The sequence below is a fragment of the Nocardioides albus genome, from assembly GCF_014648255.1.
GTDB classification, from domain to species: domain Bacteria; phylum Actinomycetota; class Actinomycetes; order Propionibacteriales; family Nocardioidaceae; genus Nocardioides; species Nocardioides albus.
Genome location: NZ_BMQT01000010.1, coordinates 96,009 through 120,687 on the forward strand (window position 1 = coordinate 96,009; position 24,679 = coordinate 120,687).

Here is a 24,679-nt window from a genome sequence, read left to right on the forward strand (position 1 = left end):
GGAGAGAGTATCGCTGACTCAGGACAGGAGTTCGGCGTAGTCCGCCGGGTCGAACCCGGAGTCGTCGAGTACGTCGTTGAGCGAGACACCCTCGAGCTCGGCCAGGACGGCCTTCGCGACCCGGCGGTCGAGGTCGGTCAGGACTCCTTGAATGCTGGCGCCGACCGGGCAGGCGGGGTTCGGGCCATGGATGCCGAGAACCGGATCGTCTCCCTGCAGGACCTGCCACACCTGGGCGAGGTTGACCACACTCGGATCAGCGTCCAGCTCCCAACCCCCGTGAGCACCGGGACGGGACCGCACCAGGCCGGCCGCGCGCAGCGGCCCGAGCACCTTGCGCACATGGACCGGGTTGACGGCAGTGCTCCCGGCCAGCTCGTCGGAGCTGACCGGTGTCGTGCGTCCCACGGCCGCGCAGGAGGCGAGATAGGTCAGGACATGGACGGCCACGGCGAAACGGGTGTTCGTCGGAGTGGCCACACCCCCATCTTGCCTTATTGCCATCGTTGTGGCTACATTTGCAGAACCGTCATCACCATGACTACGAATCCCGTCTATCGATCGGACCACTCTCATGACCATCGCCATCACCGGAGCCTCCGGCCAGCTCGGCCGCCTCGTCGCCGACCAGCTTCTCGAGACCGTCGACCCCGCTGAGGTCGTGCTCCTCACCCGCGACCCCGCCAAGCTGGCCGACTACGCCGCGCGCGGTGCTGACATTCGCGCTGCCGACTTCGGTGAGCCCGAGGAGCTGACCGAGGCCTTCGCCGGCGTCGAGCGCGTGCTGCTGATCTCGACCGACGTCGTCGGGGCCCGCGTCGAGGGCCACCGCGCTGCCATCGACACTGCTGCGAAGGCTGGCGTACGCCACATCGCCTACACCTCGGTCCCCGGACCGACCCCGGACAACCCGGCAGGCGTCGTCCCGGACCACGCGGCCACCGAGGAGGCGCTGCGCGAGAGCGGGCTGGCCTGGACCATGCTGCGCAACAACCTCTACGCCGACATGCAGGTCGACGCCATCGCCCAGGCCGCGACGAGCGGACAGCTGGTCACCAACATCGGCGACGGCGGCGCTGCCTACGTCACCCGCGCCGACTGCGCCGCGGTCGCAGTCGGGGTGCTGACCGGCGAAGGACACGAGGGCCAGGCGTACGACGTGACCGGCCCGCAGGCCTACACCGCGGCCGACCTGGCCGAGCTCGCCGGCGAGCAGTCCGGTACGCCGGTCGCGGTGGTCCAGGTCGACGACGACGCCTACACCGCCGGCCTCGTCGCCGCTGGGCTCCCGGACTTCATCGCTCCGCTGCTCACCTCGTTCGGTGCCGCGACCCGGCTCGGCAAGCTGGCCACCGTCACCGACGTCGTCGAGCGCGTCGGCGGCCGCAAGCCCACTCCCCTGAACGCCCTGGTCTGACCCCAACCCCGCCGAGTCTTAGTTGACGGCTACGTGGACGTGGTCGTAGTGGTTGGCGGTCGGGTCGCCGCGGTCCTCCATCGCGCGCCAGCCCTCGTCGGCGCGGACCGGGGTCCAGATGCGCTGATACCAGATGACGTCGTAGACGTTCAGCGCCGAGGCGTGCTCCTGGAGGAACGCGGCGATCGCGTCACCGAGCTCCTTGTCGTCGGTCATGAAGTCGAGGGCCCTGCCGTCGATGTGCTCACCGTGCGGGTCATAGCCGTAGGTGGTGCCGGAGGCGACGGCGGGGAAGGCGTTGCAGACAGCACGGTAGAGGTCGACGGCGTCCTGGACGAGACCGTCCTCGACCGAGGCGTCACCGCACGACGAGAAGTCGAGCCCCTGAGGTGCGTCCTGGGTCGGCGCCGGCGTCGGGGTCGGCGCCGGCTCGGGCTCGGGCTCGGGCGGCGGCTCGGGCTTGGTCCTACCGAGATGACCCTCGGGGATCCACGCCGGGTTCCCCTCGAGGACGATCTCCTGTCGGCCACCTTCGTCGCGCCCGGTGTAGTAGACCGCACGTCCGAGCTCGAGGTGCCCGAGCTCCTTGGCCCGCCTTCCGTACGCCGCGTAGACGGTCACGTCCTCCTGGACGTAGCGCAGCACGGCCTTCTGTGCGCCACCGCTGACCGAGGTCGGCCGCTCGATCAACGACTCGATCGTGACATCGCTCAGCGCACCTCCGGCCGTCCCGCTCCCCCGCTCACCGCTGCGGCTGACCGGCTTGTCGCGGCCGGTCACCTCACGGTGGTCGCGCGACCGCCGGATGTCCTCGCGGGTGGTCGGAAGGGACGGCACCGTGGCCTTCGCGTTCGCCTCGACCTCGATCCGCCGCTGCGAAACCGGCGGCAGCCGGAGACCGGATCTCTCCTCCACCTCGGAGACGACGACGCCGGGGTTCGCGGCGGCCGTCCCGGCAGCCACCGCGCCGCTGGTCGCGAAGGTCACGATCCCGGCGGTCGCGACGACGTTCTTGGTTCTACGGACAGCTCGATAATCGCCTCTGTGGCTGCTGGCCACGGTGCAATCCTTCGTTCGACAATGTGGGGGGGGATGTCACTACGGCGCCCGAGTCAAGCACACACCGGCAGGGGTATCCCACGAACGTCAGCGGACTTTTGCGAAGTTGTTGCTCTGCGTCATGGCCTGAAGTCACAGGTGGGCCCGGGCTCTCGAGAGCCCGGGCCCACCGGCGTCAGAGTCGGTCGCGTCAGTTCGTGGAGACGTGCACGTGGTCGTAGTGGTTGGCGGTGGTGGACCCGCGGTCCTCCATGGAGCGCCAGCCCTCCGAGGCACGTACGGGCGTCCAGATCTGCTGATACCAGATGATGTCGTAGAGGTTGAGCTCCGCGGCGTGCTTCTGCAGGTAGGCGGCGATCGCGTCGCCGAGCGCCTTGTCGGAGGTCATGAAGTCGAGCGCCTTGCCCGAGGTGTGCTCGCCGTGGGCGTCCCAGCCGCCGACGGTCATCGAGGCGACCTCGGGGAACGCGTTGCAGACCGCGCGGTAGACCGTGACGGCGTCGGAGACCAGGCCGCTCTCGACCGAGGAGTCCCCGCACGCGGCGGCGCTGACGCCGGCGGCGACGCCGGTGGTCTCGGGCTTCTCGTCGCTGAGGTGACCGGTGGTCACCCAGGCGACCTCGCCGTCGTAGATGATCTCGTCGCGGCCGGCCTCGGAGCGACCGGTGGCGTAGACGACCTTGCCGGCCTCGATCTCGCCGCTCTGAGCGGCGTGCTTGCCGTAGGCGGACCAGAGGTTGAGCGTCTCGACCGTCCAGCGCTTGAGCGCCTTGGCCGTGCCGGTCTCGACCTGCTCGGGGCCCTTGGTCAGCGTCTCGACCGAGGAGACCGACTCGCGGTTGCCTCCGTCACGGCTGACGACGGTCTCCCGGCGGTCTCCGGCGACGCGCGCGTCGTCACGGGTGCTCGGCACGTTGGCCTTGGACGAGGTCAGGGATGCGCCTGCGCTCTTGGCGACCAGGGAGCTCGGCTCCGCGAATGCGGCTCCGGCACCGATTGCGGCACCGGTCGCGAGAACGGCGACCCCAGCGCTGACAACTATCGACTTGGTCTTACGGACGGCCCGAGTGTCGCCTCTATGGCTGCCGGCCACACGCAAATCCTTTGCTCGACTACATGGTCTGCGCCCGAGCACCTTCCACGGTTCCAGCGGGTGAAACTCATCGGACTGTGCTGCCTACTGACCCGGGCGCGGCAATGAGTACAGCACACACGCCAAGGGGTATTCCAATTCCCTTACCGAGTTTTTGCGTTCTTTTGTACCTGTCGAACGACTGACTCCGAGGCCTCCAGACGGCTTACCCAGCCGATCCAGACAGGCCCGAGCCCTCAGCCGCCGGAGGTCTCCGAGACGTTCTCCGCGAAGCCGCAACCACGGCCGTCGGCGTCGTCGAGCCACCCCTCGGGGAGGACCACCTTGTCGCGCGGCGCACCCTGGCGCCCACGCGGCGCACCCAGCTGCGACGTGGGAAAAGGCTCGCTCCGGTCGAGCTTGGCAAGCATCTCGTCGAGGTCGGCGAGGCTGTTCACCAGCCCGAGGGTGCGGCGCAGCTCGCCCCCGGCGCCGAAGCCCTTGAGATACCACGCGATGTGCTTGCGGATCTCCTTGCAGCCACGCTCCTCGCCCATGTGCTCGCAGAGCAGCTCGGCGTGGCGCCGCATGATGTCGCTCACTTCGCCGAGATTAGGCAAGACGTTGACCGTCTCGCCGGCGAATGCGGAGGCCAGGTCACGGAAGAGCCAGGGGCGTCCGAGGCAGCCACGGCCGATGACGACACCGTCGATACCCGTCTCCTCGACCATCCGGATCGCGTCGGCAGCCTCCCAGATGTCCCCGTTGCCGAGCACCGGGATGTCGACCGAGGCTGCGAGCTCCGCGATGGCGTCCCAGTCGGCGGTGCCGGAGTAGGCCTGGGCGACCGTACGTCCGTGCAGCGCGATCGCGGCGGCGCCGCTCTCCTGGGCGATCCGGCCGGCGTCCATGTAGGTCAGGTGGGTGTCGTCGATGCCCTTGCGGGTCTTCATCGTCACCGGTACGTCATAGGGCGCCGCCGCACGCACGGCATGCTCGAGGATCTCGCCGAGCAGACCGCGCTTGTAGGGCAGGGCTCCGCCGCCGCCCTTGCGGGTCACCTTCGGCACCGGGCAGCCGAAGTTGAGGTCGACGTGCGCCACCCCATATTCGGCGCAGAGGATCTCGGTCGCCTTGCCGACGTAGACCGGGTCGGTGCCGTAGAGCTGCACGCTGCGTACGGTCTCGGCCTCGTCGAAGACGAGCATGTCCTTGGTGTGCTGGTCGCCCTCGACCAGGCCGCGGGAGGTGATCATCTCGCAGACATAGAGACCCGCACCCTGCTCGGCGCACAGGCGCCGGAAGGCGGCGTTGGTGACGCCGGCCATCGGCGCGAGCACCACAGGGGTGTCGACGGTCAGGCTGCCGAGCTTCAGAGGGCCGGGGAGGGACATGCCTTCCATTGTCCGGCTCGCGGCGCGTCGTACGAAATCAAGCAGTCGGCGTCAAGAAGTCGGCGAGGCGGACGGCGATCCAGAGGCCTTGGGCGCGGCGTACGGCGTCAGGTCGCCCTGCCAGGTGATCGGGTCGAACTCCTCGTACGGCCGGAAGCTCACACCGACGAGCTTGCCCTGGTCCGGGACCAGCATGACCAGGCAGACGTCGACGCTGGCACCGGGCGCGAACGGCTTGGGGAACGCCTTGGGAGCGCAGGGCTTGAACGACTCCTTGAATGCGGCGGCCTCGACCAGGTTGCCCTCGTCGTCGAGACCCCACAGCGGCGCGTCGTAGCCACCGAGGTCGGTCTTGCCATCGTTCTTGATGCTCGCGCGTACGAAGTAGGGCGCTCGCGCCAGCGTCGCCTCGTCGAGCTTCCAGCCCGAGAAGGTCTGCTTGTAGGAGGTCGACTCGAGCTTGTCGACCGTGATCGCGAGCTTGCCGTCGACGCCCTCCTTGGGCGTCCACTCGACCGTCGCTGTCTCGCCGAGCCGACGGTCGGCGCCGGGCTCGGTGAGGGCACCCGCGGAGGGCTGGGCCGAAGCCGAGGTCGAGGCGGAAGCCGACGCGCTCTCGGACGCCCGGGGCGCGTTCGTCCTCGGCGCGGTGCCGCTGCACCCCATCAGTGACATGGCCATGACCGCACCCATGACAGATGCGGCACGTAGGGACCCCGCTCGTTGCATGAGGACATCCTGCCGCACTCCGTCTCCGGATCGTGCGACAGGACGCCCTTTGCGAGGCGACGAGGCGGTAACGACGCCAGCCCGGTCGGCTCAGGCGCCGATCAGGCGCTCGGCGAAGTAGCGGCTCACGCCCTCGAGCGGGATGCGCTCCTGCTTCATCGTGTCGCGCTCGCGGATGGTGACCGCGTTGTCCTCGAGGGTGTCGAAGTCGACGGTGACGCAGTACGGCGTGCCGATCTCGTCCTGGCGGCGGTAGCGCTTGCCGATCGACTGGGAGTCGTCGAAGTCGACGGCCCAGTTGGCACGCAGCTCGGCGGACAGGGCCTTCGCCTTCGGGGAGAGCGCCTCGTTGCGGCTGAGCGGGAGCACGGCGATCTTGACCGGCGCGATCCGGTGGTCGAGCCGGAGCACGACCCGCTTGTCGACGCCGCCCTTGGCGTTGGGGGCCTCCTCCTCGGCGTACGCGTCGACCAGGAAGGTCATCAGCGCACGGGTCAGACCGGCCGCGGGCTCGATGACGTAGGGCAGGTAGCGCTCGTTGTTGGCCTGGTCGAAGTACTGCAGGTCCTGGCCGGAGTGCTTCATGTGGGTGCCGAGGTCGAAGTCGGTGCGGTTCGCGACGCCCTCGAGCTCGCCCCACTCGCTACCGGTGAAGCCGAAGCGGTACTCGATGTCGACGGTGCGCTTGGAGTAGTGGCTCAGCTTCTCCTGGGCGTGCTCGTAGAGGCGCAGGTTGTCGGGGTTGATGCCGAGGTCGGTGTACCACCGCATGCGCTCGTCGATCCAGTACTGGTGCCACTCCTCGTCCTCGCCCGGCTTGACGAAGAACTCCATCTCCATCTGCTCGAACTCACGGGTGCGGAAGATGAAGTTGCCCGGGGTGATCTCGTTGCGGAAGCTCTTGCCGGTCTGGGCGATGCCGAACGGAGGCTTCTGGCGGGTGGAGGTGACCACGTTGGCGAAGTTCACGAAGATGCCCTGCGCGGTCTCCGGACGCAGATAGTGCAGGCCCGACTCGTCCTCGAGGACACCGAGGTGGGTCTTGAGCATGCCGGAGAACTCGCGCGGCTCGGTCCAGGCTGCGCGGGTGCCGCAGTTGGGGCAGGCGACGCTCTCGTTGAGGTCGACCGTGTCCGGGTCGTCGATGCCCTTCTTCTCCGCGTACTCCTCCTGGAGGTGGTCGAAGCGGTAGCGCTTGTGGCACGACTGGCACTCGACCAGCGGGTCGTTGAAGGTCTCGACGTGGCCGGAGGCGACCCAGGTCTGACGCGGCAGGATGATGCTCGAGTCGAGGCCGACGACGTCGTCGCGCTGCTGGACCATCGCCTTCCACCACTGGCGCTTGATGTTCTCCTTGAGCTCGACACCGAGAGGGCCGTAGTCCCAGGCACTCCGGGTGCCGCCGTAGATCTCGCCGCTGGGGAAGACGAATCCGCGCCGCTTGGCGAGGGAGACGACGAGGTCAAGGGTCGATGCTGGCGGCTTTGCCACGATGAATGCTCTCTGCTCGATGCGAGCCCGGCCGGCTGCCGGGCCTCGGGTGCTAGGGGATCTGCGGAAATCCTATCCGCGGTGTCATCTTGTTATGTACGCCGCCCGCGGTGCCAATTTCGCTCGGCCGAAATCGCTCCACAGATCGGGCGGGTGCCGATAGCGTCGCTCGACATGGAGCCGAATGCGCGTCGCCTGTGGAAGCTGCTCGAACCGATCCATGCGGTGGGCTACTTCTCCCCCGAGCCGATCGCCCTGCTCAAGGAGGCCGGCTACCGCGGCTACTGGATGGGTTACTTCGCCGCTCGATCGGCGCCACTGGGAGTCGTTCCGGCCGAGGTGGTGCACGCGGTCTTCTACAACTTCGCCTTCTCGCACGTCTCCCGGGCGATTCCCGACGCATGGGGGTTCGCGCCGCCCGAGGTCGCGCACGCTGCCCGCCGGTCCGGCGCCGTCGCGGCGCTGCGCCGCCAGCTCGGGCCGCTCGCCGACTCCGACGACCTCGCCCGGGCCGCCGACCTCGCCTCGCGCGCCGCCCAGGCCGCTTCGCTCGAAGGTCGGCCTCTGTACGCCGCGCTCCGCTCGTTCCCCGTCGCCGACGACCCGCTGACCCTGCTCTGGGACGCTGCGACCCTGCTCCGGGAGCACCGCGGTGACGGTCATGTCGCCTCGTTGCTCACCGCCGGCATCGGCGGCCGCGAGTCCCACGTCTTCCACGCGCTCGCCACCGGCATCTCGCCGTCGGTCTACGCCACCTCCCGCAACATCCACGAGAGCGAGTGGGACTCCCTCGTCTCCGGGCTGCGCGCCCGTGGCCTCGTCACCGACTCCGGCGACTCCCTCACGGACCTCGGCCGGGAGACCAAGGTGGGGATCGAGTCTCGGACCGATGCGCTTGCTGCCGCTGCGTACGCCGCCCTGGATCCGGCCGAGGTCGACGACCTCATCGAGCAGCTGCGGCCACTCACCAAGTCCGTCCTCGCCTCCGGCGAGATCCCGAGCCAGTCACCGATGGGCCTGAACCTCGACGACACCACTGCCTGACCCGGGCGAAACCCCCTTGTGTGCCACCGGGTTGCGGCTCATGCTGGCGACATGGCGATGCCAGATCTCGATCCCCGGCTGACACCGATCCTCGAGTTGGCCGCAGCCGCGGCGGCACGACCGGGCATCGAGGTCGACGAGGCGACCCTGCGCGAGATCTTCGAGGAGGCCGCGATGCTGCTCGACCTCGGAAACGTCCTCGACGAGCTCGATGACCACGACTCCGGCAACGTGGTCGCCGGCCTCTGCGCCGACTTGCTCACCGACGATCCCGCCGACAGCATCCGCGCCCACGCTGAGGTGGCCATGTCCGACGCATCCCTGCACGACCCCGAGGCCGCCGCAGTCGCCTACCGGATGGCTGCTCACGCCCTACGCCTCTGATCGCGCAGTCACCAGCTCAGATCGTTGAGGGAGGCGATCCGGCGAACTCCCCCGTCGCGGTGGGAGTCGTGGCGGTCCAGGAGGACTGCGTCCATGCCTGCCTCGATCGGACCGAGTACGTCGTGGGCGAGGCTGTTGCCGACCATCAGAGCCTCGTTCGGCGCCACATCGACGCGCTCGCAGGTGAGCAGGTAGGCACGCGGATCGGGCTTGCTCACCGGCAGCGTCGACGTCGAGACAAGCAGATCGACCTCCGCAGCGAGACCGGTCATGTCCAGCTTGAGGCGCTGGTGGGCGTCCTCGCCATTGGTGAGGACGACGGTACGGAGACCGGCGTCCCGGACCCTGCGCAGCGTCGGGATCGCGTCGTCGAACGCGGCCCACTGCGTCTCGTACCGCCTCAGATATCCGGCGAACAGCGCGTCCGCCTCCGCGTCGTCGACCTCAATCGCGAAAAACTCGCGGGTCCGTGCCCGACGCTGCTCCTGGAAACCGATCTCGCGGCGCTGGTAGCGCTGGTAGTGCGGCCCAGAGACCGCATCCCACCGGTCCGCGACGTCTCCCCCGGTGATCCCGTGCTCAGCCGCCCAACCGATCACCGCGCTCCGCGCCGCCCCCTCCTGGTCCACGAGTGTGTCGTCCAGGTCGAAGATGATCGCGCGGAGCACGATCGACAGCCTATTGCCGGCCAGCGCTCACAACGCCACCGCACCGAGTCCCCTGGCCGCGCGAGCGCGGTTGACGACATCGTTCACGAACGCCCGCTTGGCCACGGTGTACTCGCTTCCCCACACTCCGGACCCGACGAGCCCCGACTTCAAGGACGCGTACGCATCGCGGTCGGCGTCGTGGGACCGCAGCCAATTCGCGAAGAGCCGCAGGTGCGCGGTCGGCCACTGGTCCGTGGTGAAGAGGTGGAGGATGGCGCGGATCATGGTCGACCAGCCTCTGCACCGGATACCGCTCGCTCCACGTCACCACATGCCGACTGTGCCAGAACCGCGCCTATGTGTGGTTCTGACGCTCCAGCAGCGGGTCCGGCGCGTCAGTTCCACCCACATGCACGATTGTTGGGGTGAGCTCGGCTCGGATGGTCAGGAGGCGGGGTTGCGCATTCGTCTCGCAGCGTAGAGCTCCAGGGCCTCGGCGAAGTCGTCCACGGTGAAGTCGGGCCAGAGCTTCTCGCTGACGACGATCTCGGCGTTCGAGGTCTGCCAGGGGAAGAAGCCGGAGAGGCGCTGCTCGCCGCTGGTGCGGATGACGAGGTCGATCTCCTTGATCGGTCCGCCGGGCAGGGCTGCGGTGATGGCCTGTTCGTCGATCTCGGTGACGCCCGCGGAGATGGCGCGGCGGATGCCTTCGACGATGTCGCCGTGCGGGTCGTAGCCGATCGCCATCGTCAGGTGGGCAGGGCGGTCGGCGGTCTCCCTCTCGGCCGCGCGCAACGCCTCTGCGGCGGCGTCGGGCAGCAGGGAGAGATCGCCGGAGACGTGAAGCGCCCAGCGGTCGCTGCGTACGACTGTCTGCGGGAGCTTGTCGGCGAGGATGCCGAACAAGTGGTCGACCTGCGACCTCGGACGCTTCCGGATGTTGTCGGCGGAGAGGACGTACGAGGTGAGGTGGTCGATCCGCCAGTGGGTGCACCATCCCAGAAGATCCGCGACATGGTCGGCGCCGACGTCGTGACCGGCACCCGGGTTCGCGAAGCCTGCCTGCTTCGCCCAGCGGCGGTTGCCGTCCATCACCACGCCGACATGGGTGGGCAGCATCAGCGGCTCGGATCGTTGAGGGAGAGGATCTGGCGGCGTTCGGCGTCGGTCAGGTCGGCGGCGGCGAGGACCTTCTGGAGGACGTCGGACTTGCGGGCGATGTAGGTGTCGATGTCGATGTCGGGGACGGCTGCGAGGGCCAGCTTCACGGCTGCGTACTCGTCGCGAAGGTCGTCGCGGCGGCGCAGGACGTCGCGGACGGCGAGATGGTTGCGTACGTTGAGCGTCCCGGCGGCACAGACGTAGACGTGGCGCCTCGGATCCTCGTCAGGGGCGAAGAACGCCTCGCGGCCTTCGACGCCCAGGTCGCCGCGGTGGACGTAGCCGATGCGTACGAGCGCAGCGACCGCAGACGGGACGTCCTCCGGCGCGACGATCACGTCGATGTCGAGGATCGGCTTCGCGGCGAGGCCCGGGACCGAGGTCGAGCCGACGTGCTCGATGCTCGCCGGCGGGCCGTCGGCCAGTGCGCCGCTCAGCGCGGCCGCAACCTTCGCGAACCGGTCCTGCCATGACGGGTCGTACGCCACTACCTCGATGCTCACAGGAACCAGGGTCTCTCAGGTCGGCTCAGGCTTCGGCGGTAGCAGGCCGGGGCTGGAGGCGTAGGCCGGTGACCTTCCCGGCGAGGACGTCGGAGAACGCGAGAACGAGCGCGGCGGGGGTCGCGGCGGCGGCCAGGACCACGGCGGCGACCGCCGGGCTCCCGGCCAGGTCGAAGAGGAGCCAGGCCAGCCCGGTGGCTCCGGCGGTGAGGAACATGAGGGTGGCGGAGCCGGCGATGACTCCCTTGAAGCCACCCAGGACACGCGCAGCAAGCGCCGCGGGCGCGGCGATGGCCACACAGAGCGCCCCGACGGCAACGCCGAGAAGGACAAGCATCGGCCCCGCGAGAGGTCCGCCCATCCCCTGGCCGCCGGCCGCGGATGCGACCAGGAGACCGACGTAGACCAAACCGGCGAGCACCGGGTAGGCGAGACCGACGAGCACCATGGTGAAGACGAAGGATGCGGCGCGAACGGCAATCACGGGCAGGCTCATGCGCTCATGATGCCCGACGCCACTTCGCGCCGCCGCAGGTGTTGGCCCTTCGTTGACGAACCGTCGTCAGACGCGCCCGCGGACCATGCCGACGAGGCGGTCGAAGACCTCCTCGGGGGCCACCTGGACGCCGTTGTGGAGATGGGCGTTGGTGACCCACGGGCGCAGGGTGGGAACCAGGTCGGCGGTGGCGAGGGAGTGCTCGCGCAGGACGTAGGGGTCGTCGTAGTAGACCGCCGCGGCGCACGGGACGTCGACCGACGCCAGCACCGACGGGTCGTACAGGCTCGGCCACTCGCGCTCGGCGAGCAGGTCGGCCGCCTCCGCGAAGGGAGCCAGGATCGGGTCCTCGCTCAGATGCCACGGGAAGAGGTGCTCGGCGGTGAAGAGAGTCGGATCTTCCTCGTACGCCGCGGGCTGGACGCGCGCGGAGGCCCAGCGTGTGGTCTGGGCGTCGGCGTAGCAGGCCTCGTGGACGAGTACGTAGAGGGGCGAGTGGCCGCTGAAGGGCAGCAGGGACGCGACCTCGTTACCGAAGCCGAGCCCGGCCGGGTCGCGCTCGAGGAGGTAGTGGACCTGCTCGGAGCCGCCCGTCATGCCGAGCCGGTTGCCGATGGAGCGCGCCTGGCGGGACGAGAGCAGGCCGCCATGAGGGAGCCGGATCTCGCCGGCGTCGCAGCGCTCGACCAGGGCCCGCATCCGGTCTCGGTCGCCGGGAAAGCGCGCGTAGTGGCGCTCGGTGAGCTCGATCGTGCGGGCGAAGGTCGCGGCGTAGATCTCGTCGACCGGAAGACCGACCGGCGGCACGCCGCCGGTGAACATGACCTCGCGCAGCGACTCGGGGTGGGTCGAGAGGTAGCGCAGCGAGCAGAAGCCGCCGAACGACTGCCCCAGGAGCGACCACCGGGCAATGCCGAGGTGGTCGCGGAGGAGCTCGGCGTCCTCGACGATCGAGTCGGCGCGGAAGTGGGCCAGGTAGTCGGCCTGCTCCTGCGGCGTCTTGTCGGACAAAGCGGTGAGCGGCGTCGACCGCCCGGTCCCCCGCTGGTCGAGGAGGATCACCCGATAGTCCTGGAGGGCTCGGTCCAGCCAGCCCGGCGCCATCGGCAGGTCGATCGGGCGCGGGCCCTCACCGCCTGGGCCGCCCTGCAGGAAGAGCAGCGCGTCGCGGTCGTCGCGGTCGCCTGGACGCCGCACCTCGCGGGCGAAGACGGTCAGCGTCTCGGACCCGCCGCCGAGATGGTCCAGGGGCACCTCGATCTCGTGCTCGATCAGGGTCAGGCCAGGGATCGTCTCGATGTGCACGCACCGATCCTAGGCGGGCGTCTGTTGGTCTAGGTATGCAGACCAACCGTCACTTCCCGTGCGGAGCTCCGACAGGGATGTGGCGGCCCGGCTGCATACCTAGACCAACAGACGGGCGTTGCGGTCCAGCCCGACAGAACCTAACCTGAACACCGTTCAACTGAACAACGTTCAGGTAACCATCCCGAGGAGACGCCCCGCATGACGACAGCCTTCGACCTGCTAGCCGACCGGATCCTGTCCGGCGGGGCCGCGACGACCGATGACGCCTTGGCGGTGCTGCGTACGGCCGACGCGGAGCTGATGAGCGTCGTCGCCGCGGCGGGGCGGCTGCGGCGCGAGCACTTCGGCAACACCGTGAAGGTGAACTACCTCGTCAACCTCAAGTCCGGGCTGTGTCCGGAGAACTGCAACTACTGCAGCCAGGCGCTCGGTTCGCAGGCACCGGTCCTCAAATACTCATGGCTCTCCAAGGACGAGACCCTCGCGCAGGCCGGCGCCGGACTCCGCGGCGGAGCGACAAGAGTCTGCATGGTCTCCTCTGGCCGCGGGCCGTCCGAGCGCGACATCGACAAGGTCGTCGAGATGACCTCCGCACTCAAGGATGCGCACGAAGGCGTCGAGGTCTGTGCCTGTCTCGGGCTGCTCAAGGGCGGGCAGGCCGAGCGATTGAAGGCTGCGGGAGTGGATGCGTACAACCACAACATCAACACCGCCGAGTCCAACCACGACAACATCGTCCAGACCCACACCTACGAGGACCGCGTCGACACGATCGGCAAGGCCAAGGACGCCGGCCTCTCGCCGTGCTCGGGGCTGATCGCGGGGCTGGGTGAGACCGACGAGCAGCTCGTCGAGGCGCTCTTCGCGCTGCGCGAGCTCGACGCCGACTCGATCCCGGTGAACTTCCTGATGCCGTTCGACGGCACCCCCTACGAGAACACCTGGGAGCTCTCCCCGACCCGGTGCGTGAAGATCCTGGCGATGGCGCGGTTCGTCTGCCCGGACAAGGAGATCCGGATCGCGGGCGGACGCGAGATGCACCTGCGTACGCTGCAGGCCACTGCGCTCCACGTCGCCAACTCGATCTTCCTCGGCGACTACCTGACCTCCGAGGGGCAGGATGCGCTGGCCGACCTGGAGATGCTGCGGGACAACGGGTTCGTCATCCTCGGCATGGACCAGGGCGCGTTCGACGAGCTGATCGAGGAGCATCGCGCCAAGGTCGCCGGTCGAGCGGTGGGCGGCTGCGGCAGTGCCTGTGGCAGCAGCTGCAGCGACGCCTGCGGTGGCCACGACGAGCCGGACAGCCCGGTGATCCGGCGTCGCGGAGCGGGGACCGATGTCGCTGCCAACGCTTGATCCTGCGCTCGCTCAGAACTCCAGGCTGCTCGACTTCGACCGTGAGCACCTCTGGCACCCCTACACCTCGATGACCGACCCGGCGCCGGTGCGGGTCGTCACCGGTGCTGAGGGGGTACGTCTCCACCTCGACAACCATGGCGAGCGCCTCGACGTCGTCGACGCGATGTCGTCTTGGTGGTCGGCGATCCACGGCTATCGGGTGCCCGAGCTGGACGCCGCGCTCGCCGAGCAGGCCGGCCGGATGGCGCACGTGATGTTCGGCGGCCTGACCCACGCCCCCGCGGTGAATCTGGCCGAGCGGCTCGTCTCGATGACCCCCGACCCGCTGCAGCACGTCTTCCTGGCGGACTCCGGGTCGGTGAGCGTCGAGGTCGCGATCAAGATGGCGCTGCAGGCGCAGCGCGGCCAGGGCCGGCCGGAGCGTACGCGGCTGCTGACCGTGCGCGGCGGCTACCACGGCGACACCTTCGGGTGCATGAGCACGTGCGACCCGGTCGGCGGGATGCACTCGATGTTCACCGAGATGCTGGCGCCGCAGGTCTTCGCCGAGCGCCCGCCGGCGCCGGGTGGTGATGTGGAGGCGTGGGCCGAGGGCGTACGCCGCCAGGCGGCCGAGCACGCCGACGAGCTGGCCGGGATCATCCTCGAGCCGCGGCTCCAGGGCGCGGGCGGGATGTGGGTCTACGACGACCGCTGCCTGGTCGTCCTCCGCGAGATCGCCGACGAGCACGGACTGGTGCTGATCTTCGACGAGATCGCCACCGGCTTCGGCCGCACCGGTGACCTCTTCGTATCCTCGGTCGTCACCCCCGACATCCTCTGCCTGAGCAAGGCGCTCACCGGCGGCTACCTGACCCTCGCCGCCGTACTGACCACCACCGAGGTCGCGCACGCGATCTCCCGGAGCGAGTCAGGGGTTCTGATGCACGGGCCGACCTTCATGGGCAACCCGCTCGCCTGCGCGGTGGCGCTGGCCTCGCTCGACCTGCTGGCCGCTCGCGGCTGGGAGCAGGACGTACGCCGTGTCTCCACCGCGCTCTCGACCGGCCTCTCCCCCCTCTCCGCGGCTCCGGGCATCATCGAGGTCCGTGTCCTCGGCGCCATCGGCGTGGTCCAGCTCGACCACCCGGTCGACGTCGCCCGGGCCACCGATGCCGCACTGCGCGAGGGCGTCTGGATCCGGCCGTTCCGCGACCTGATCTACACGATGCCTCCCTACGTCACCAGCAAGGACGACCTCGCCCGCATCTGCCGGGCCGTCGCCGCGGCCGCGGAGGTGGCCTGATGGGCAGGATCCCGCTGGTCGAGCCGCTGGTCGAGCCGCTGGTCGAGCCGCTGGTCGAGCCGCTGGAGCCGCTAGGCGGAGGCGTGTCGAGACCAACACGTTTCATGTCGCGCTCGATGGGGCCGTGTTGGTCTCGACACGGATTCGTTCGTTCCTCACGAATCCGGCTCGACCGACGGGCGCAGGCTCGACCGACGGGGCTGGGCACGGTCGACGGACCGACGGGAGTGATCACTGATGTGGGATGACTGGATCGCTGATGCAGCCGCAACGAGGGAAGGGGCCGGACTGACCCGGACCCTGAAGCCCCGCGGGCCCGATGACGGCGTCATCGACCTGGCCGGGAACGACTATCTGGGCCTGTCGGGACACCCGGACGTACGCCGCGCCGCGGCCGAGGCGGCCATGCTCTGGGGCGGCGGCGCGGGGGCGTCGCGGCTGGTCACGGGCACTCTGACGCTCCACGGCGACCTGGAAGAAGAGCTCGCCGACTGGCTCGGCCAACCGGGGGCACTGACGTTCTCGACCGGCTACCACGCCAACCTCTCGATCGTCAGCGCCCTGGCCGACCGGACCGCCCACGTCGTCTCGGACGCGCACATCCACGCCTCACTGATCGACGCCGTACGACTCTCCCGGGCCCAGTTGACGGTCGTGCCTCACAACGACGTGGCTGCGGTCCGGGCAGCGCTCGCGGCACAGCCCGGCGTACGCACGCTCGTGCTGGCCGAGTCGGTCTACTCCGTCCTGGGCGACGAGGCACCGCTGACGGAGCTGGCCGAGGTCTGCGCAGAGCACGGCGCGCTGCTCGTCGTCGATGAAGCCCACGGCGTGGGCGTGCACGGGCCGGGGCTCGTCCACCGACGCGGCCTTGCCGGGCGGCCCGACGTGCTTGTCACCGCCACCCTCTCCAAGAGTCTGGGCAGCCAGGGTGGCGCGGTGCTGGGGCCGCGATCCGTCCTGGATCACCTGGTCAACACCGCCCGCCCGTTCATCTTCGACACCGGACTTGCTCCCGCTGCGACTGCCGCCGCCTTGGCTGCCGCCCAGATCGCACGGTCGCATCCGCACCTTGCAGACATCATCAGGTTCCGCGTCATCGGACTGGCCCGGACCCTGGGCGTCCCGGCTCCCGCCGGCGCGGTCCTGTCGGTCCCGATGCCCTCACCAGAGGGCGCGGTCGCGGCCCAGGCTGCCCTGCTCACCGAGGGCGTACGCGTCGGCTGCTTCCGGCCGCCGTCTGTCCCCGACGGGGTCTCCCGGCTGCGGGTCACCGCCGGAGCGAGTGTCACCGACGAGGAGTGGGACCGGGCCGCCAAGGTCATCGAGACGATTGTGGGTGAGGTCCGATGAGCGGGCTGCTGAATGTTCACCGAGGCGATGTCCTGAGCTTGTCGAAGGGTGACTCGGTCAGCGCGCACTTCCTTCGCGGAACTCCACGAAAGAAGCGCACCGACACCGAGGTAACTCGGTCAGCATCCCGGGGCGCGGCGTGACCGGGCGGGTGGTGATCGTCACCGGCACCAACACGGGCGTCGGCAAGACGGTCGCGACGGCGACCCTGGCCTCCCGGGCGCGTACGAACGGCGAGAGGGTCGCGGTCGTGAAGCCGGTGCAGACCGGGACCGCCGACGGCGACTGCGACGCCGCCGAGATCCACCGGCTGACCGGGATCGAGGTCCACGAGCTGACCAGTCTCGAGGAGCCGCTCGCGCCGGACACCGCCGCCCGGCGGGCTGGCGTCGAGATCCCGCCGGTGGCTGCGTACGCTCCGACGATCTCGGCTCTGACCAGCGACAACGATCTCGTCCTCGTCGAGGGCGCAGGCGGCCTCCTGGTGCGACTGGACACCAAGGGCGGAACACTCCTGGACCTGGCCGACACCCTCCTCGCCGAGGACGTACCCACCTCGTTCGTCGTGGTCACCGCTGCCGGTCTGGGCACCCTCAACCACACCGAGCTGACCGTGGCCGCGCTGCGTGCCCGCGGCTACGAGCCCGACGGGCTGATCATCGGCTCCTGGCCGGATGATCCGGGGCTCGCCGAGCGGTGCAACCGCATCGAGCTCCCCCGCGTGACCGGCGTACCTCTGCTGTTCGGCATCCCGGAAGGAATTGACAACCATTCTCAACTTAACTGAGAATGGTTCTCATGGCCCCCACTATCCGCTCCGCCGGCCTCCTAGCTGCCGGCGCACTCCTGCTCACCTCCGGCTGTGCCGCGCTCTCCGACGACTCCGGTTCCTCCGCTTCCGGGTCCGACTCGGAGAAGGTTCAGGTCGCCGCCGCGTTCTACCCGCTGGAGTTCGTCGCGGAGCGGGTGGCGGGCGACCTCGCCGACGTCACCGGCCTCACCAAGCCGGGCGTCGAGCCGCACGATCTCGAGCTCAGCATCAACCAGACCGCGGCGTTGCAGAGCGCCGACGTGATCCTCACCGAGCATGGCTTCCAGCCCGCCATCGACGACGCGATCGAGCAGGACGTCACGGGTGACGTGGTCGATGTCGAGAAGGTCGTCGAGCTCCGCAAGGCCGACGAGGGCCACGAGGACGAGCACGCTGCCGAAGAGGAGCACGCTGCCGAAGAGGAGCACGCTGCCGAAGAGGAGGCTCACGCCGAGGAAGGACACGACCACGGCGAGATCGACCCTCACTTCTGGCACGACCCGGCCCTCATGGCCGAGTACGCCGAGGGCGTACGCGACGCCCTCTCCAAGGCCGACCCCGACAACGCGGAGACGTACGCCGCCAACACCAAGTCCCTGACCGAGGACCTGACGAAGGTCGACGAGGAGTTCGAGACCGGCCTGGCGCAGTGCAAGATCAAGGAGGTCGTGGTCTCCCACGACGCCTTCGCCTACCTGGACAAGTACGGCCTGGAGTTCGAGTCGATCGCCGGCCTGACCCCCGATGCCGAGCCCAACCCGGCGCAGCTCGCCGAGATCGGCGAGCACGCCAAGGAGCACGGCGTGACCACGATCTTCTCCGAGCGCCTGGTCAGCACCGCCCTCGCCGACACCCTTGCCGACGACCTCGGTCTGAAGACCGCCGTGCTCGACCCGATCGAGGGTCTCTCGAAGGAGACCGAGGGAGAGGACTACCTTTCCCTCATGCGCCAGAACCTCGACGCCCTGAAGGCGGCCAACGGTTGTCAGTGAGCAAACCGAGGAGCACCGTTCCCGCCGATGTCCCCGTGCAGCTCCTGCACGGGGATGTCGCCCTGTCCGGACGACCCGTCCTGCGTGAGGTGGACCTGACCGTCAACCGCGGCGAGTTCGTCGCCCTGATGGGCGCCAACGGCTCCGGGAAGTCGACGCTCGTACGCACCTTGGTCGGCCTCAACCCGCTCTCCACCGGTCGTCTGGAGCTGTTCGGACGCTCGTTGTCCGGCTTCCACGACTGGTCGCGGATCGGCTACGTCCCACAGCGAAGCACCGCGACCGGCGGCGTGCCCGCCTCGGTCTGGGAGGTCGTCGCCTCCGGCCGGCTGACCCACCGCAAGCTGCTGCGCCCGCTGCGCAGCGCCGACCGGGCCGCGATCCGGGCAGCGCTCGACGTGGTCGGGATGGGTGCCTATGCCCACCGCGGGGTCGCCCAGCTCTCCGGCGGTCAGCACCAGCGGGTGCTGATCGCGCGGGCGCTCGCCGGCCGCCCCGAGCTGCTGCTGCTCGACGAGCCCACCGCCGGCGTCGACCTGCCCAACCAGCAGGCGCTCGCCGGGGCACTCAGGCGCCTCAAGGACGACGGCGCCACGATCGTGCTGGTCGCCCACGAGCTCGGGCCGCTGGCTCCGCTGGTCGACCGGGCCGTCGTCATGCGGGATGGACGCAAGGCGTACGACGGTCCTCCGCTCACCGACGCCGACGTCCACGCCCAGGGCTTCGACGCCGGTCACGTCCACTGCGACACCGGGCTCGGTACGGCTGGCTCGACATCGGCCGCCAGCGCCGCGGTCCCGACTCCGCTGAAGGAGCTCTGATGACTCTCTTCGAGCTCTTCTCGGTGCCGTTCATGCAGCGGGCCCTGATCGCGGCGTTCCTCGTCGGGATCGCGGCTCCCGCGGTCGGCACCTACATCGTGCAGCGACGGCTCGCGCTGATGGGCGACGGCATCGGTCACGTCGCCGTCACCGGCGTCGCGATCGGCCTGTGGACCCAGACCTCGCCGACCTGGACCGCGGTGATCGTCGCGATCGCCGGCGCTGTGGTCATCGAGATCGTGCGCGAGCGTGGCCACGCCGAAGGTGACGTCGCCCTCGCCATGCTGTTCTACGGCGGACTCGCCGGCGGCGTCTTCGTCACCGGTCTCGCCGGCACCGGCGCCTCCCGGCTCCAGGAGTTCCTCTTCGGCTCGATCCTGACGATCTCGGTCAACGACCTGCTCGTGACGATGGCTCTCTCCGTCGTGCTGATCGTGATCTGCGTCGGGCTCTCTCCCCAGCTGTTCGCTGTCTCCCAGGACCCCGACTACGCCAAGGTCGCCGGGCTGCCGGTGCGGTTCTACTCGATCCTGGTCGCCGTCCTCGCCGCCCTGAGCGTGGTGATCGCGATGCGTACCGTCGGGCTGCTGCTCGTCTCGGCGCTCATGGTCGTACCGGTCGCGATCGTGCAGCAGCTCACCCGGTCGTTCCGGATGACGCTGCTCGGTGCCATGGGCGCCGGCCTGGCCGCTTCGGTCGGCGGTCTCGTGCTGGCGGCCGCCCTCTCCCGCACCGGCGCCAACGTCCAGCCCGGCCCCAGCATCGTGCTGGTCGCGCTGGCCGGGTTCTTCCTGGTCTGGCCGATCGGCGCCTGGCTACGCCGTCGGCGTGCCCTGGTGGCCCCGTTCCCGGAGACCTCACCCGAGGAGAAGCCGGTCGATGAGGCCCACCCGCACCACCACGGCGAGAAGTGTGGGCACGTCGCGGTCGAGCACGGCGACCACGTCGACTACATCCATGACGGCCACCGCCACGCGGCGCACGTCGGCGCGGAAGGAGAGCACTATGACGAGCACTGAACCTTCCGGCGCCCTGCGCCCCACCAAGCAGCGGCTCGCCGTCGCCGAGGCGCTGGAGACCTACGACGGCTTCCACTCCGCCCAGGAGATCCACTCCCGCCTCGACGGCGCCGTCGGCCTCGCCACCGTCTACCGCACCCTGACCGCGCTGGCCGAGGCCGGTGTGGTCGACGCGATGCGCTCAGAGGACGGCGAGACCATCTACCGCCGCTGCTCCGACACCCACCACCATCACCTGGTCTGCCGGACCTGCGGTCGCACCGTCGAGGTCGAAGGCCCCGCCGTCGAGCGCTGGACCAGGACCATGGCGGAGGAGAACGGCTTCACCGACGTCTCCCACACCCTGGAGATCTTCGGCACCTGCACCACCTGCCGCTGACCCCTCTCCCCGAGAGGTCAGTTCTCGACCGCGACACGTCACTTTCTGAGCCCGAGAGGTCAGTTGTCGGCGCTCATCATCGCGGCGTCAGAAACTGACCCCTCGACGCCTAGAACTGACTTCTCGACGTCGAGAGCTGACTTCTCGGCGTCAGGAACTGACCTTTCGGGGAGGGAGGGAGAGAGGGGTCAGACCGGGTTGGGGAGGGCGCCGCCGTAGCGGCGGTCCCGGCTCGCGTACGTCTCGATGGCATGCCACAGGTGGCGGCGGTCGACATCGGGCCAGAGCACGTCGGTGAAGACGAACTCGGAGTAGGCGGCCTGCCAGAGCATGTAGTTGGAGAGCCGCTGCTCGCCGGAGGTGCGCCAGACGAGGTCGGCGTCGGGCAGCTCAGGGACGTAGAGGTAGCGCTGGAAGACCTTGTCGGTGATCTTGTCCGGGTTCAGGCGACCCGCTGCGACGTCCTTCGCGATCCGCGACGCCGCGTCGGTGAGCTCGGCGCGACCGCCGTAGTTGACGCACATCGTCAGCGTGCAGACGGTGTTGTCCTTCGTCATCTCCTCGGCGATCTTGAGCTCGTTGATCACCGACTTCCACAGTCGCGGCGCGCGGCCGGCCCAGCGGACCCGGACGCCGAGCTCGTTCATCTCGTCGCGGCGGCGGCGGATGACGTCGCGGTTGAAACCCATCAGGAACTTCACCTCGTCGGGCGAGCGCGACCAGTTCTCGGTGGAGAACGCGTAGGCCGAGATGGCCTTCACACCGATCTCGATGGCACCTTCGACGACGTCGAAGAGCGAGGACTCACCCTCTTCGTGGCCCTTGGTCCGGGGGAGGCCACGCTCCTTGGCCCATCGGCCGTTGCCGTCCATGATGATCGCCACGTGGTGCGGGACGAGGTCCTTGGGGACCCGGGGCGGGGTAGCCCCGGACGGGTGGGGTGTTGGGGTACGGACCGGCTTGCTCACGAGGCCCAACCCTAGTCGGGCGATAGCCAGGAGGCGGCTGCGGCCCGGGAGGCTGCGGCCGGGATGGGACCATCGGGCGCCGGGGAGCGTCGTACTCCATCTCTGCAGGGTCCCCGGCCGGGCCGGGGACGGTCAGCGCCCCGATGATCGTGGTGATCGGCATCGCCAGCACCACCCCGATGCCCGCGGCCATGGTGGCGACGATCTCGCCGGCCATCTGCTCGGTCGTCAGCAGGGAGAAGAAGGTCCGGTCGTAGAGCTGGATCACCAGCAGCAAGGTCAGCGCCGCGCCGACGTAGGCGAACACGATCGTGTAGATCGTCGAGGCGACGTGGTCGCGGCCGATCCGCATCGCGCCGCGGAAGACCTCCCATCGCGAGGAGGAAGGCCCGACCGCGCGCAGCTCCCACACTGCGGACGCCTGGGTGATGGTGACGTCGTTGAGCGCACCGAGACCGGCGATGATCACCGCGGCGACCAACAGGCTCTGCAGGTCGAGATCGCCGTCGAGCGAGGAGAGCGTCTGGCCGCTCTCAGAGCCGAGGCCGCTGAGCCGGCTCCCGCCGATCGCGATAGTGCCGACCAGCGCGGTCACCGCGACCCCGGCCAGGGTGCCGCCGAGCGCCACCGAGGTTCGCACCGAGAGCCCATGGGTGGTGTAGAGCACCACGTAGAGGATCAGCACCGAGGAGACCAGCGCGACCGCGGCCGCAGGCTCCCCGGAGAGCAGTGCGGGCAGCAGGAAGAGCCACACCACCGCCCCCGCGAACCCCAGGCCGAGCACGGCCATCAGCCCGCGCAGCCGGGCGACCGCGACGACGCACACCACGAAGAGACCGACGAGCAGGAGCAGCGGCGGGCCGCGCTTGACGTCGAAGAAGGCGTACGTCGCCTCTCCCTCCCGCTCGGTGCGGGAGAGTTCGACCTTGTCCCCGGCCTCCAGACCGGAGCTGGCCATCGGCGTGGAGACCTTCACCGCCACCTCGGTGCCCGTGTCGGGGCCGCTGGTGAGCTTCGCCGCCGCGGTGTTGCAGCCCTCAGGGGTGCCCTCGGCGGAGCAAGGCTCGGCGACCGAGGTCACCTCGGCGGTCTCGAAGACGACCCCGTCGGCGACGAACTCCTGCGACCCCTGCAGCTTCTCGACCGCGGCACGGTCGGGCCACCACAGGGCCACTCCGACGATGGTGACGACAGCCACGAGCACGAGCGAGACGGTCAGCACCATCCGCGGCAGCGCCTCGACCTCCACCTCGGCGTCGTGCCCACCGTGGGAGTGGCCGTGGGAGTGCGCCATCGTTCCTCAGCTCTCGACGTATTCGAGCGAGCGCAGGTTGCGGTCCAGATGCCAGAAGAGGTACGCAGCGACCAACCCGCTCGCCTGCCTGCTGGTCCGGTCCTCGGCGCCGCCGACCGTATCCCAGTCGCCGGAGAGCAGTGCACCGAGGTGGGTGAGCGTCTCGGGCGAGGGCGTCGCCGAGCCCGGCACCCGGCAGGTCGTGCACAGCGCACCTCCCATGGACACGTTGAACCAGCGGTGCGGGCCCTCCAGCCCGCAGCGCGCACATCCCTCGAAAGACGGCGCGTAGCCGGCGACGGCCAGCGAGCGGAGCAGATAGGAGTCGAGCACGTGCCGGGGAAGGCGGTCGCCCTGGGCGAGCACCCGCAGCCCGCCGACGAGCAGCAGATACTGCTGCGGCGCCGGCTCGCCCTCCTCGTGCACGAGCCGGTCGGCGGTCTCGAGCATCGCGGTGCCGGCGGTGTAGCGGTCGTAGTCGAGGCCGATGCCGCTGTGGAAGAGGGTCAGCGTCTCGGCCTGGGTGATCGTGTCCAGCGTGCGACCCTCGGCGAACTGCAGGTCGACGTGGGTGAACGGCTCGAGCCGGGAACCCCATCGCGAGGTCGTCCGCCGCACGCCCTTCGCCACCGCACGCACCCGTCCGTGGTGACGGGTGAGCATGGTGATGATGCGATCGGCCTCACCAAGCTTGTGGGTGCGAAGCACGATGGCTTCGTCGCGGTAGAGGGGCACGGGCCCATTCTGCCGCGCCGCACCGACAACCGGTGCAGCGACAGACCAACATGACGGCAACGACGCGTGTGGGTGATCGCCTTTGGGGTGCTCGTCTCCTATCGTGCCGATCATGAGCGCCACAGGCATCGACCGCCGCCACGACGACCGTAGGCCGGGCGCCGCGCCGACACCGCCGGTCACAGCCGTCGACTGGTTCATGCTGGTGCTGGCGATCCTCTCGGTCGTCGCGGTCGTGTGGGTGACGTTCTGGGATGTGCCGAAGGTCTGGTACGACCGGGTCGTCGCCGCCGACTACGTGGTGTGCGCCATCTTCGGTGTCGAGTTCGTGTGGCGCTGGACCCGCTCCGGGCTCGGTTGGAAGTTCCCGCTGCTGTACTGGTACGAGCTGCTCGGCATGATCCCGCTCGGGGTCGCCGCGAGCCCGGCCTTCCGCAGCCTCCGGCTGCTGCGGGTGGTGGTCATCTTCGTGCGGCTGATGCGCGCGGCCGACCGCGCGTTCGGCGATCGCATCTCGGCGTACGTCGTGGGGAGGTTCACCGGAACCATCGTCAACGTCATCCGCAAGCCGATCACGGTCGCAGTGCTCGACGAGGTGATCGCGGTGATCCAGACCGGCAACTACACCCGGCACATCTCCAGCGCCATCGAGGAGAACCGTGCCGAGATCGACACGCTGATCATCGACCTCATCCGCCAGGACCAAGCGACGGGGAAGCTGAAGTACCTCCCCTTCCACGACGACATCGTCCGCCTCGTCGCCGACACCGTGCTGCGGCTCGTCGACGAGGGCCTGGCCGACCCGCGGGTCCACGAGATCATCTCCGACGCGATCCGGGAGTCCGCCAAGGAGCTGCGCGCGAACATCGGTTCGGAGGAGTACGCCGCGGTCAAGCGCGACCGCTCCTGGCGCGCCCCGTAGACGATCGATCTCCAGATCTCGATTTCCCTG

The 24,679-nt window shown here is 69.4% G+C and carries 26 protein-coding genes and 1 pseudogene; 12 read left to right on the forward strand and 15 right to left on the reverse strand.

The window, feature by feature from the left end:
- Positions 1 to 18 precede the first annotated feature (18 nt).
- A complete protein-coding gene (locus IEY84_RS20625; RefSeq protein WP_183548311.1) occupies positions 19 to 480 on the reverse strand; it encodes an Rrf2 family transcriptional regulator in 462 nt (153 codons plus the stop codon).
- Positions 481 to 574: 94 nt separating this feature from the next.
- Here IEY84_RS20625 and IEY84_RS20630 point away from each other — a divergent pair, with 94 nt between their 5' ends.
- Positions 575 to 1,417 carry an SDR family oxidoreductase gene (locus IEY84_RS20630; protein WP_183548313.1) on the forward strand — a complete coding sequence of 281 codons (843 nt, stop codon included), beginning with the start codon at positions 575 to 577 and terminating at the stop codon, positions 1,415 to 1,417.
- Between the two features lie 18 nt (positions 1,418 to 1,435).
- Here the strand turns inward: IEY84_RS20630 and IEY84_RS20635 are convergent, their stop codons facing one another.
- The 5 genes from IEY84_RS20635 to IEY84_RS20655 form a co-directional block, all read right to left on the reverse strand.
- Positions 1,436 to 2,476 carry a VldE C-terminal domain-containing protein gene (locus IEY84_RS20635; RefSeq protein ID WP_183548315.1) on the reverse strand — a complete coding sequence of 347 codons (1,041 nt, stop codon included), beginning with the start codon at positions 2,474 to 2,476 and terminating at the stop codon, positions 1,436 to 1,438.
- A gap of 190 nt (positions 2,477 to 2,666) precedes the next feature.
- Positions 2,667 to 3,569, reverse strand: a complete 903-nt coding sequence (locus IEY84_RS20640) for a VldE C-terminal domain-containing protein (RefSeq protein ID WP_183548317.1) — start codon at positions 3,567 to 3,569, stop codon at positions 2,667 to 2,669.
- A gap of 236 nt (positions 3,570 to 3,805) precedes the next feature.
- Positions 3,806 to 4,942 (reverse strand): tRNA dihydrouridine synthase DusB, encoded by a 1,137-nt coding sequence (gene dusB / locus IEY84_RS20645; protein ID WP_183548319.1) that lies wholly within the window; start codon positions 4,940 to 4,942, stop codon positions 3,806 to 3,808.
- Between the two features lie 51 nt (positions 4,943 to 4,993).
- The gene (locus tag IEY84_RS20650; RefSeq protein ID WP_183548321.1) at positions 4,994 to 5,623 is read right to left on the reverse strand and encodes a hypothetical protein; all 630 of its coding nucleotides are present in this window, start codon (positions 5,621 to 5,623) and stop codon (positions 4,994 to 4,996) included.
- Positions 5,624 to 5,761: 138 nt separating this feature from the next.
- A complete protein-coding gene (locus tag IEY84_RS20655) occupies positions 5,762 to 7,162 on the reverse strand; it encodes a glycine--tRNA ligase (protein WP_183548323.1) in 1,401 nt (466 codons plus the stop codon).
- Positions 7,163 to 7,336: 174 nt separating this feature from the next.
- Between IEY84_RS20655 and IEY84_RS20660 the strand changes: the two genes are divergently transcribed.
- Positions 7,337 to 8,206 (forward strand): SCO6745 family protein, encoded by an 870-nt coding sequence (locus IEY84_RS20660; protein WP_183548325.1) that lies wholly within the window; start codon positions 7,337 to 7,339, stop codon positions 8,204 to 8,206.
- A 51-nt stretch (positions 8,207 to 8,257) separates the two neighbouring features.
- Positions 8,258 to 8,590: a hypothetical protein gene (locus IEY84_RS20665; protein WP_183548327.1), complete on the forward strand. Its 333-nt coding sequence runs from the start codon at positions 8,258 to 8,260 to the stop codon at positions 8,588 to 8,590.
- An 8-nt stretch (positions 8,591 to 8,598) separates the two neighbouring features.
- On the opposite strand, the gene IEY84_RS20670 is transcribed toward IEY84_RS20665, so the two are convergent.
- The 6 genes from IEY84_RS20670 to IEY84_RS20695 all read right to left on the reverse strand — a co-directional run bounded on the left by IEY84_RS20670 (position 8,599) and on the right by IEY84_RS20695 (position 12,705).
- On the reverse strand, positions 8,599 to 9,258 hold the full coding sequence (locus IEY84_RS20670) for an HAD family hydrolase (RefSeq protein WP_183548329.1): 660 nt from the start codon (positions 9,256 to 9,258) through the stop codon (positions 8,599 to 8,601).
- A 27-nt stretch (positions 9,259 to 9,285) separates the two neighbouring features.
- Positions 9,286 to 9,525, reverse strand: coding sequence for a GrpB family protein (locus IEY84_RS20675; protein WP_183548331.1), 240 nt, complete (start codon positions 9,523 to 9,525; stop codon positions 9,286 to 9,288).
- Between the two features lie 159 nt (positions 9,526 to 9,684).
- A complete protein-coding gene (uppS, locus tag IEY84_RS20680) occupies positions 9,685 to 10,359 on the reverse strand; it encodes a polyprenyl diphosphate synthase (RefSeq protein WP_183548333.1) in 675 nt (224 codons plus the stop codon).
- Positions 10,359 to 10,904, reverse strand: coding sequence for a GrpB family protein (locus tag IEY84_RS20685; protein WP_183548335.1), 546 nt, complete (start codon positions 10,902 to 10,904; stop codon positions 10,359 to 10,361). The genes uppS and IEY84_RS20685 overlap by 1 nt, the downstream gene beginning before the upstream one ends.
- A gap of 25 nt (positions 10,905 to 10,929) precedes the next feature.
- Positions 10,930 to 11,400: a hypothetical protein gene (locus tag IEY84_RS20690; protein ID WP_183548337.1), complete on the reverse strand. Its 471-nt coding sequence runs from the start codon at positions 11,398 to 11,400 to the stop codon at positions 10,930 to 10,932.
- A 66-nt stretch (positions 11,401 to 11,466) separates the two neighbouring features.
- Positions 11,467 to 12,705, reverse strand: coding sequence for an alpha/beta fold hydrolase (locus IEY84_RS20695; RefSeq protein ID WP_183548339.1), 1,239 nt, complete (start codon positions 12,703 to 12,705; stop codon positions 11,467 to 11,469).
- Positions 12,706 to 12,906: 201 nt separating this feature from the next.
- On the opposite strand from IEY84_RS20695, the gene bioB reads away from it, so the two are divergent.
- From bioB to IEY84_RS20735, 8 genes are all read left to right on the forward strand, one after another.
- Positions 12,907 to 14,067, forward strand: a complete 1,161-nt coding sequence (bioB, locus tag IEY84_RS20700) for a biotin synthase BioB (protein WP_183548341.1) — start codon at positions 12,907 to 12,909, stop codon at positions 14,065 to 14,067.
- Entirely contained in the window at positions 14,048 to 15,355 is a 1,308-nt protein-coding gene (locus IEY84_RS20705) for an adenosylmethionine--8-amino-7-oxononanoate transaminase (RefSeq protein ID WP_183548343.1), read from the forward strand. The genes bioB and IEY84_RS20705 overlap by 20 nt, the downstream gene beginning before the upstream one ends.
- A gap of 237 nt (positions 15,356 to 15,592) precedes the next feature.
- Positions 15,593 to 16,708 (forward strand): 8-amino-7-oxononanoate synthase, encoded by a 1,116-nt coding sequence (locus IEY84_RS20710; RefSeq protein ID WP_183548345.1) that lies wholly within the window; start codon positions 15,593 to 15,595, stop codon positions 16,706 to 16,708.
- A 139-nt stretch (positions 16,709 to 16,847) separates the two neighbouring features.
- Entirely contained in the window at positions 16,848 to 17,495 is a 648-nt protein-coding gene (gene bioD / locus IEY84_RS20715) for a dethiobiotin synthase (protein ID WP_183548347.1), read from the forward strand.
- Between the two features lie 11 nt (positions 17,496 to 17,506).
- Positions 17,507 to 18,511, forward strand: coding sequence for a metal ABC transporter substrate-binding protein (locus IEY84_RS20720; RefSeq protein WP_183548349.1), 1,005 nt, complete (start codon positions 17,507 to 17,509; stop codon positions 18,509 to 18,511).
- Positions 18,508 to 19,332, forward strand: a complete 825-nt coding sequence (locus IEY84_RS20725) for a metal ABC transporter ATP-binding protein (RefSeq protein ID WP_183548351.1) — start codon at positions 18,508 to 18,510, stop codon at positions 19,330 to 19,332. Before IEY84_RS20720 ends, IEY84_RS20725 begins: the two co-directional genes overlap by 4 nt.
- Positions 19,332 to 20,351 carry a metal ABC transporter permease gene (locus tag IEY84_RS20730; RefSeq protein WP_183548353.1) on the forward strand — a complete coding sequence of 340 codons (1,020 nt, stop codon included), beginning with the start codon at positions 19,332 to 19,334 and terminating at the stop codon, positions 20,349 to 20,351. The genes IEY84_RS20725 and IEY84_RS20730 overlap by 1 nt, the downstream gene beginning before the upstream one ends.
- Positions 20,338 to 20,730: a Fur family transcriptional regulator gene (locus tag IEY84_RS20735; protein WP_183548355.1), complete on the forward strand. Its 393-nt coding sequence runs from the start codon at positions 20,338 to 20,340 to the stop codon at positions 20,728 to 20,730. The genes IEY84_RS20730 and IEY84_RS20735 overlap by 14 nt, the downstream gene beginning before the upstream one ends.
- Before the next feature lie 188 nt (positions 20,731 to 20,918).
- Here IEY84_RS20735 and IEY84_RS20740 read toward each other — a convergent pair whose 3' ends face one another.
- From IEY84_RS20740 to recO, 3 genes and pseudogenes are all read right to left on the reverse strand, one after another.
- Complete coding sequence (locus IEY84_RS20740) at positions 20,919 to 21,707, reverse strand: isoprenyl transferase (RefSeq protein ID WP_221209077.1); 789 nt, start codon at positions 21,705 to 21,707, stop codon at positions 20,919 to 20,921.
- Between the two features lie 130 nt (positions 21,708 to 21,837).
- Positions 21,838 to 22,992, reverse strand: a pseudogene (locus IEY84_RS20745) (YibE/F family protein); the annotation flags it as partial.
- A 6-nt stretch (positions 22,993 to 22,998) separates the two neighbouring features.
- Complete coding sequence (recO, locus tag IEY84_RS20750; RefSeq protein ID WP_183548359.1) at positions 22,999 to 23,727, reverse strand: DNA repair protein RecO; 729 nt, start codon at positions 23,725 to 23,727, stop codon at positions 22,999 to 23,001.
- 112 nt (positions 23,728 to 23,839) lie between these two features.
- On the opposite strand from recO, the gene IEY84_RS20755 reads away from it, so the two are divergent.
- On the forward strand, positions 23,840 to 24,649 hold the full coding sequence (locus IEY84_RS20755) for an ion transporter (protein ID WP_229788888.1): 810 nt from the start codon (positions 23,840 to 23,842) through the stop codon (positions 24,647 to 24,649).
- The last annotated feature ends 30 nt before the right edge of the window (positions 24,650 to 24,679 follow it).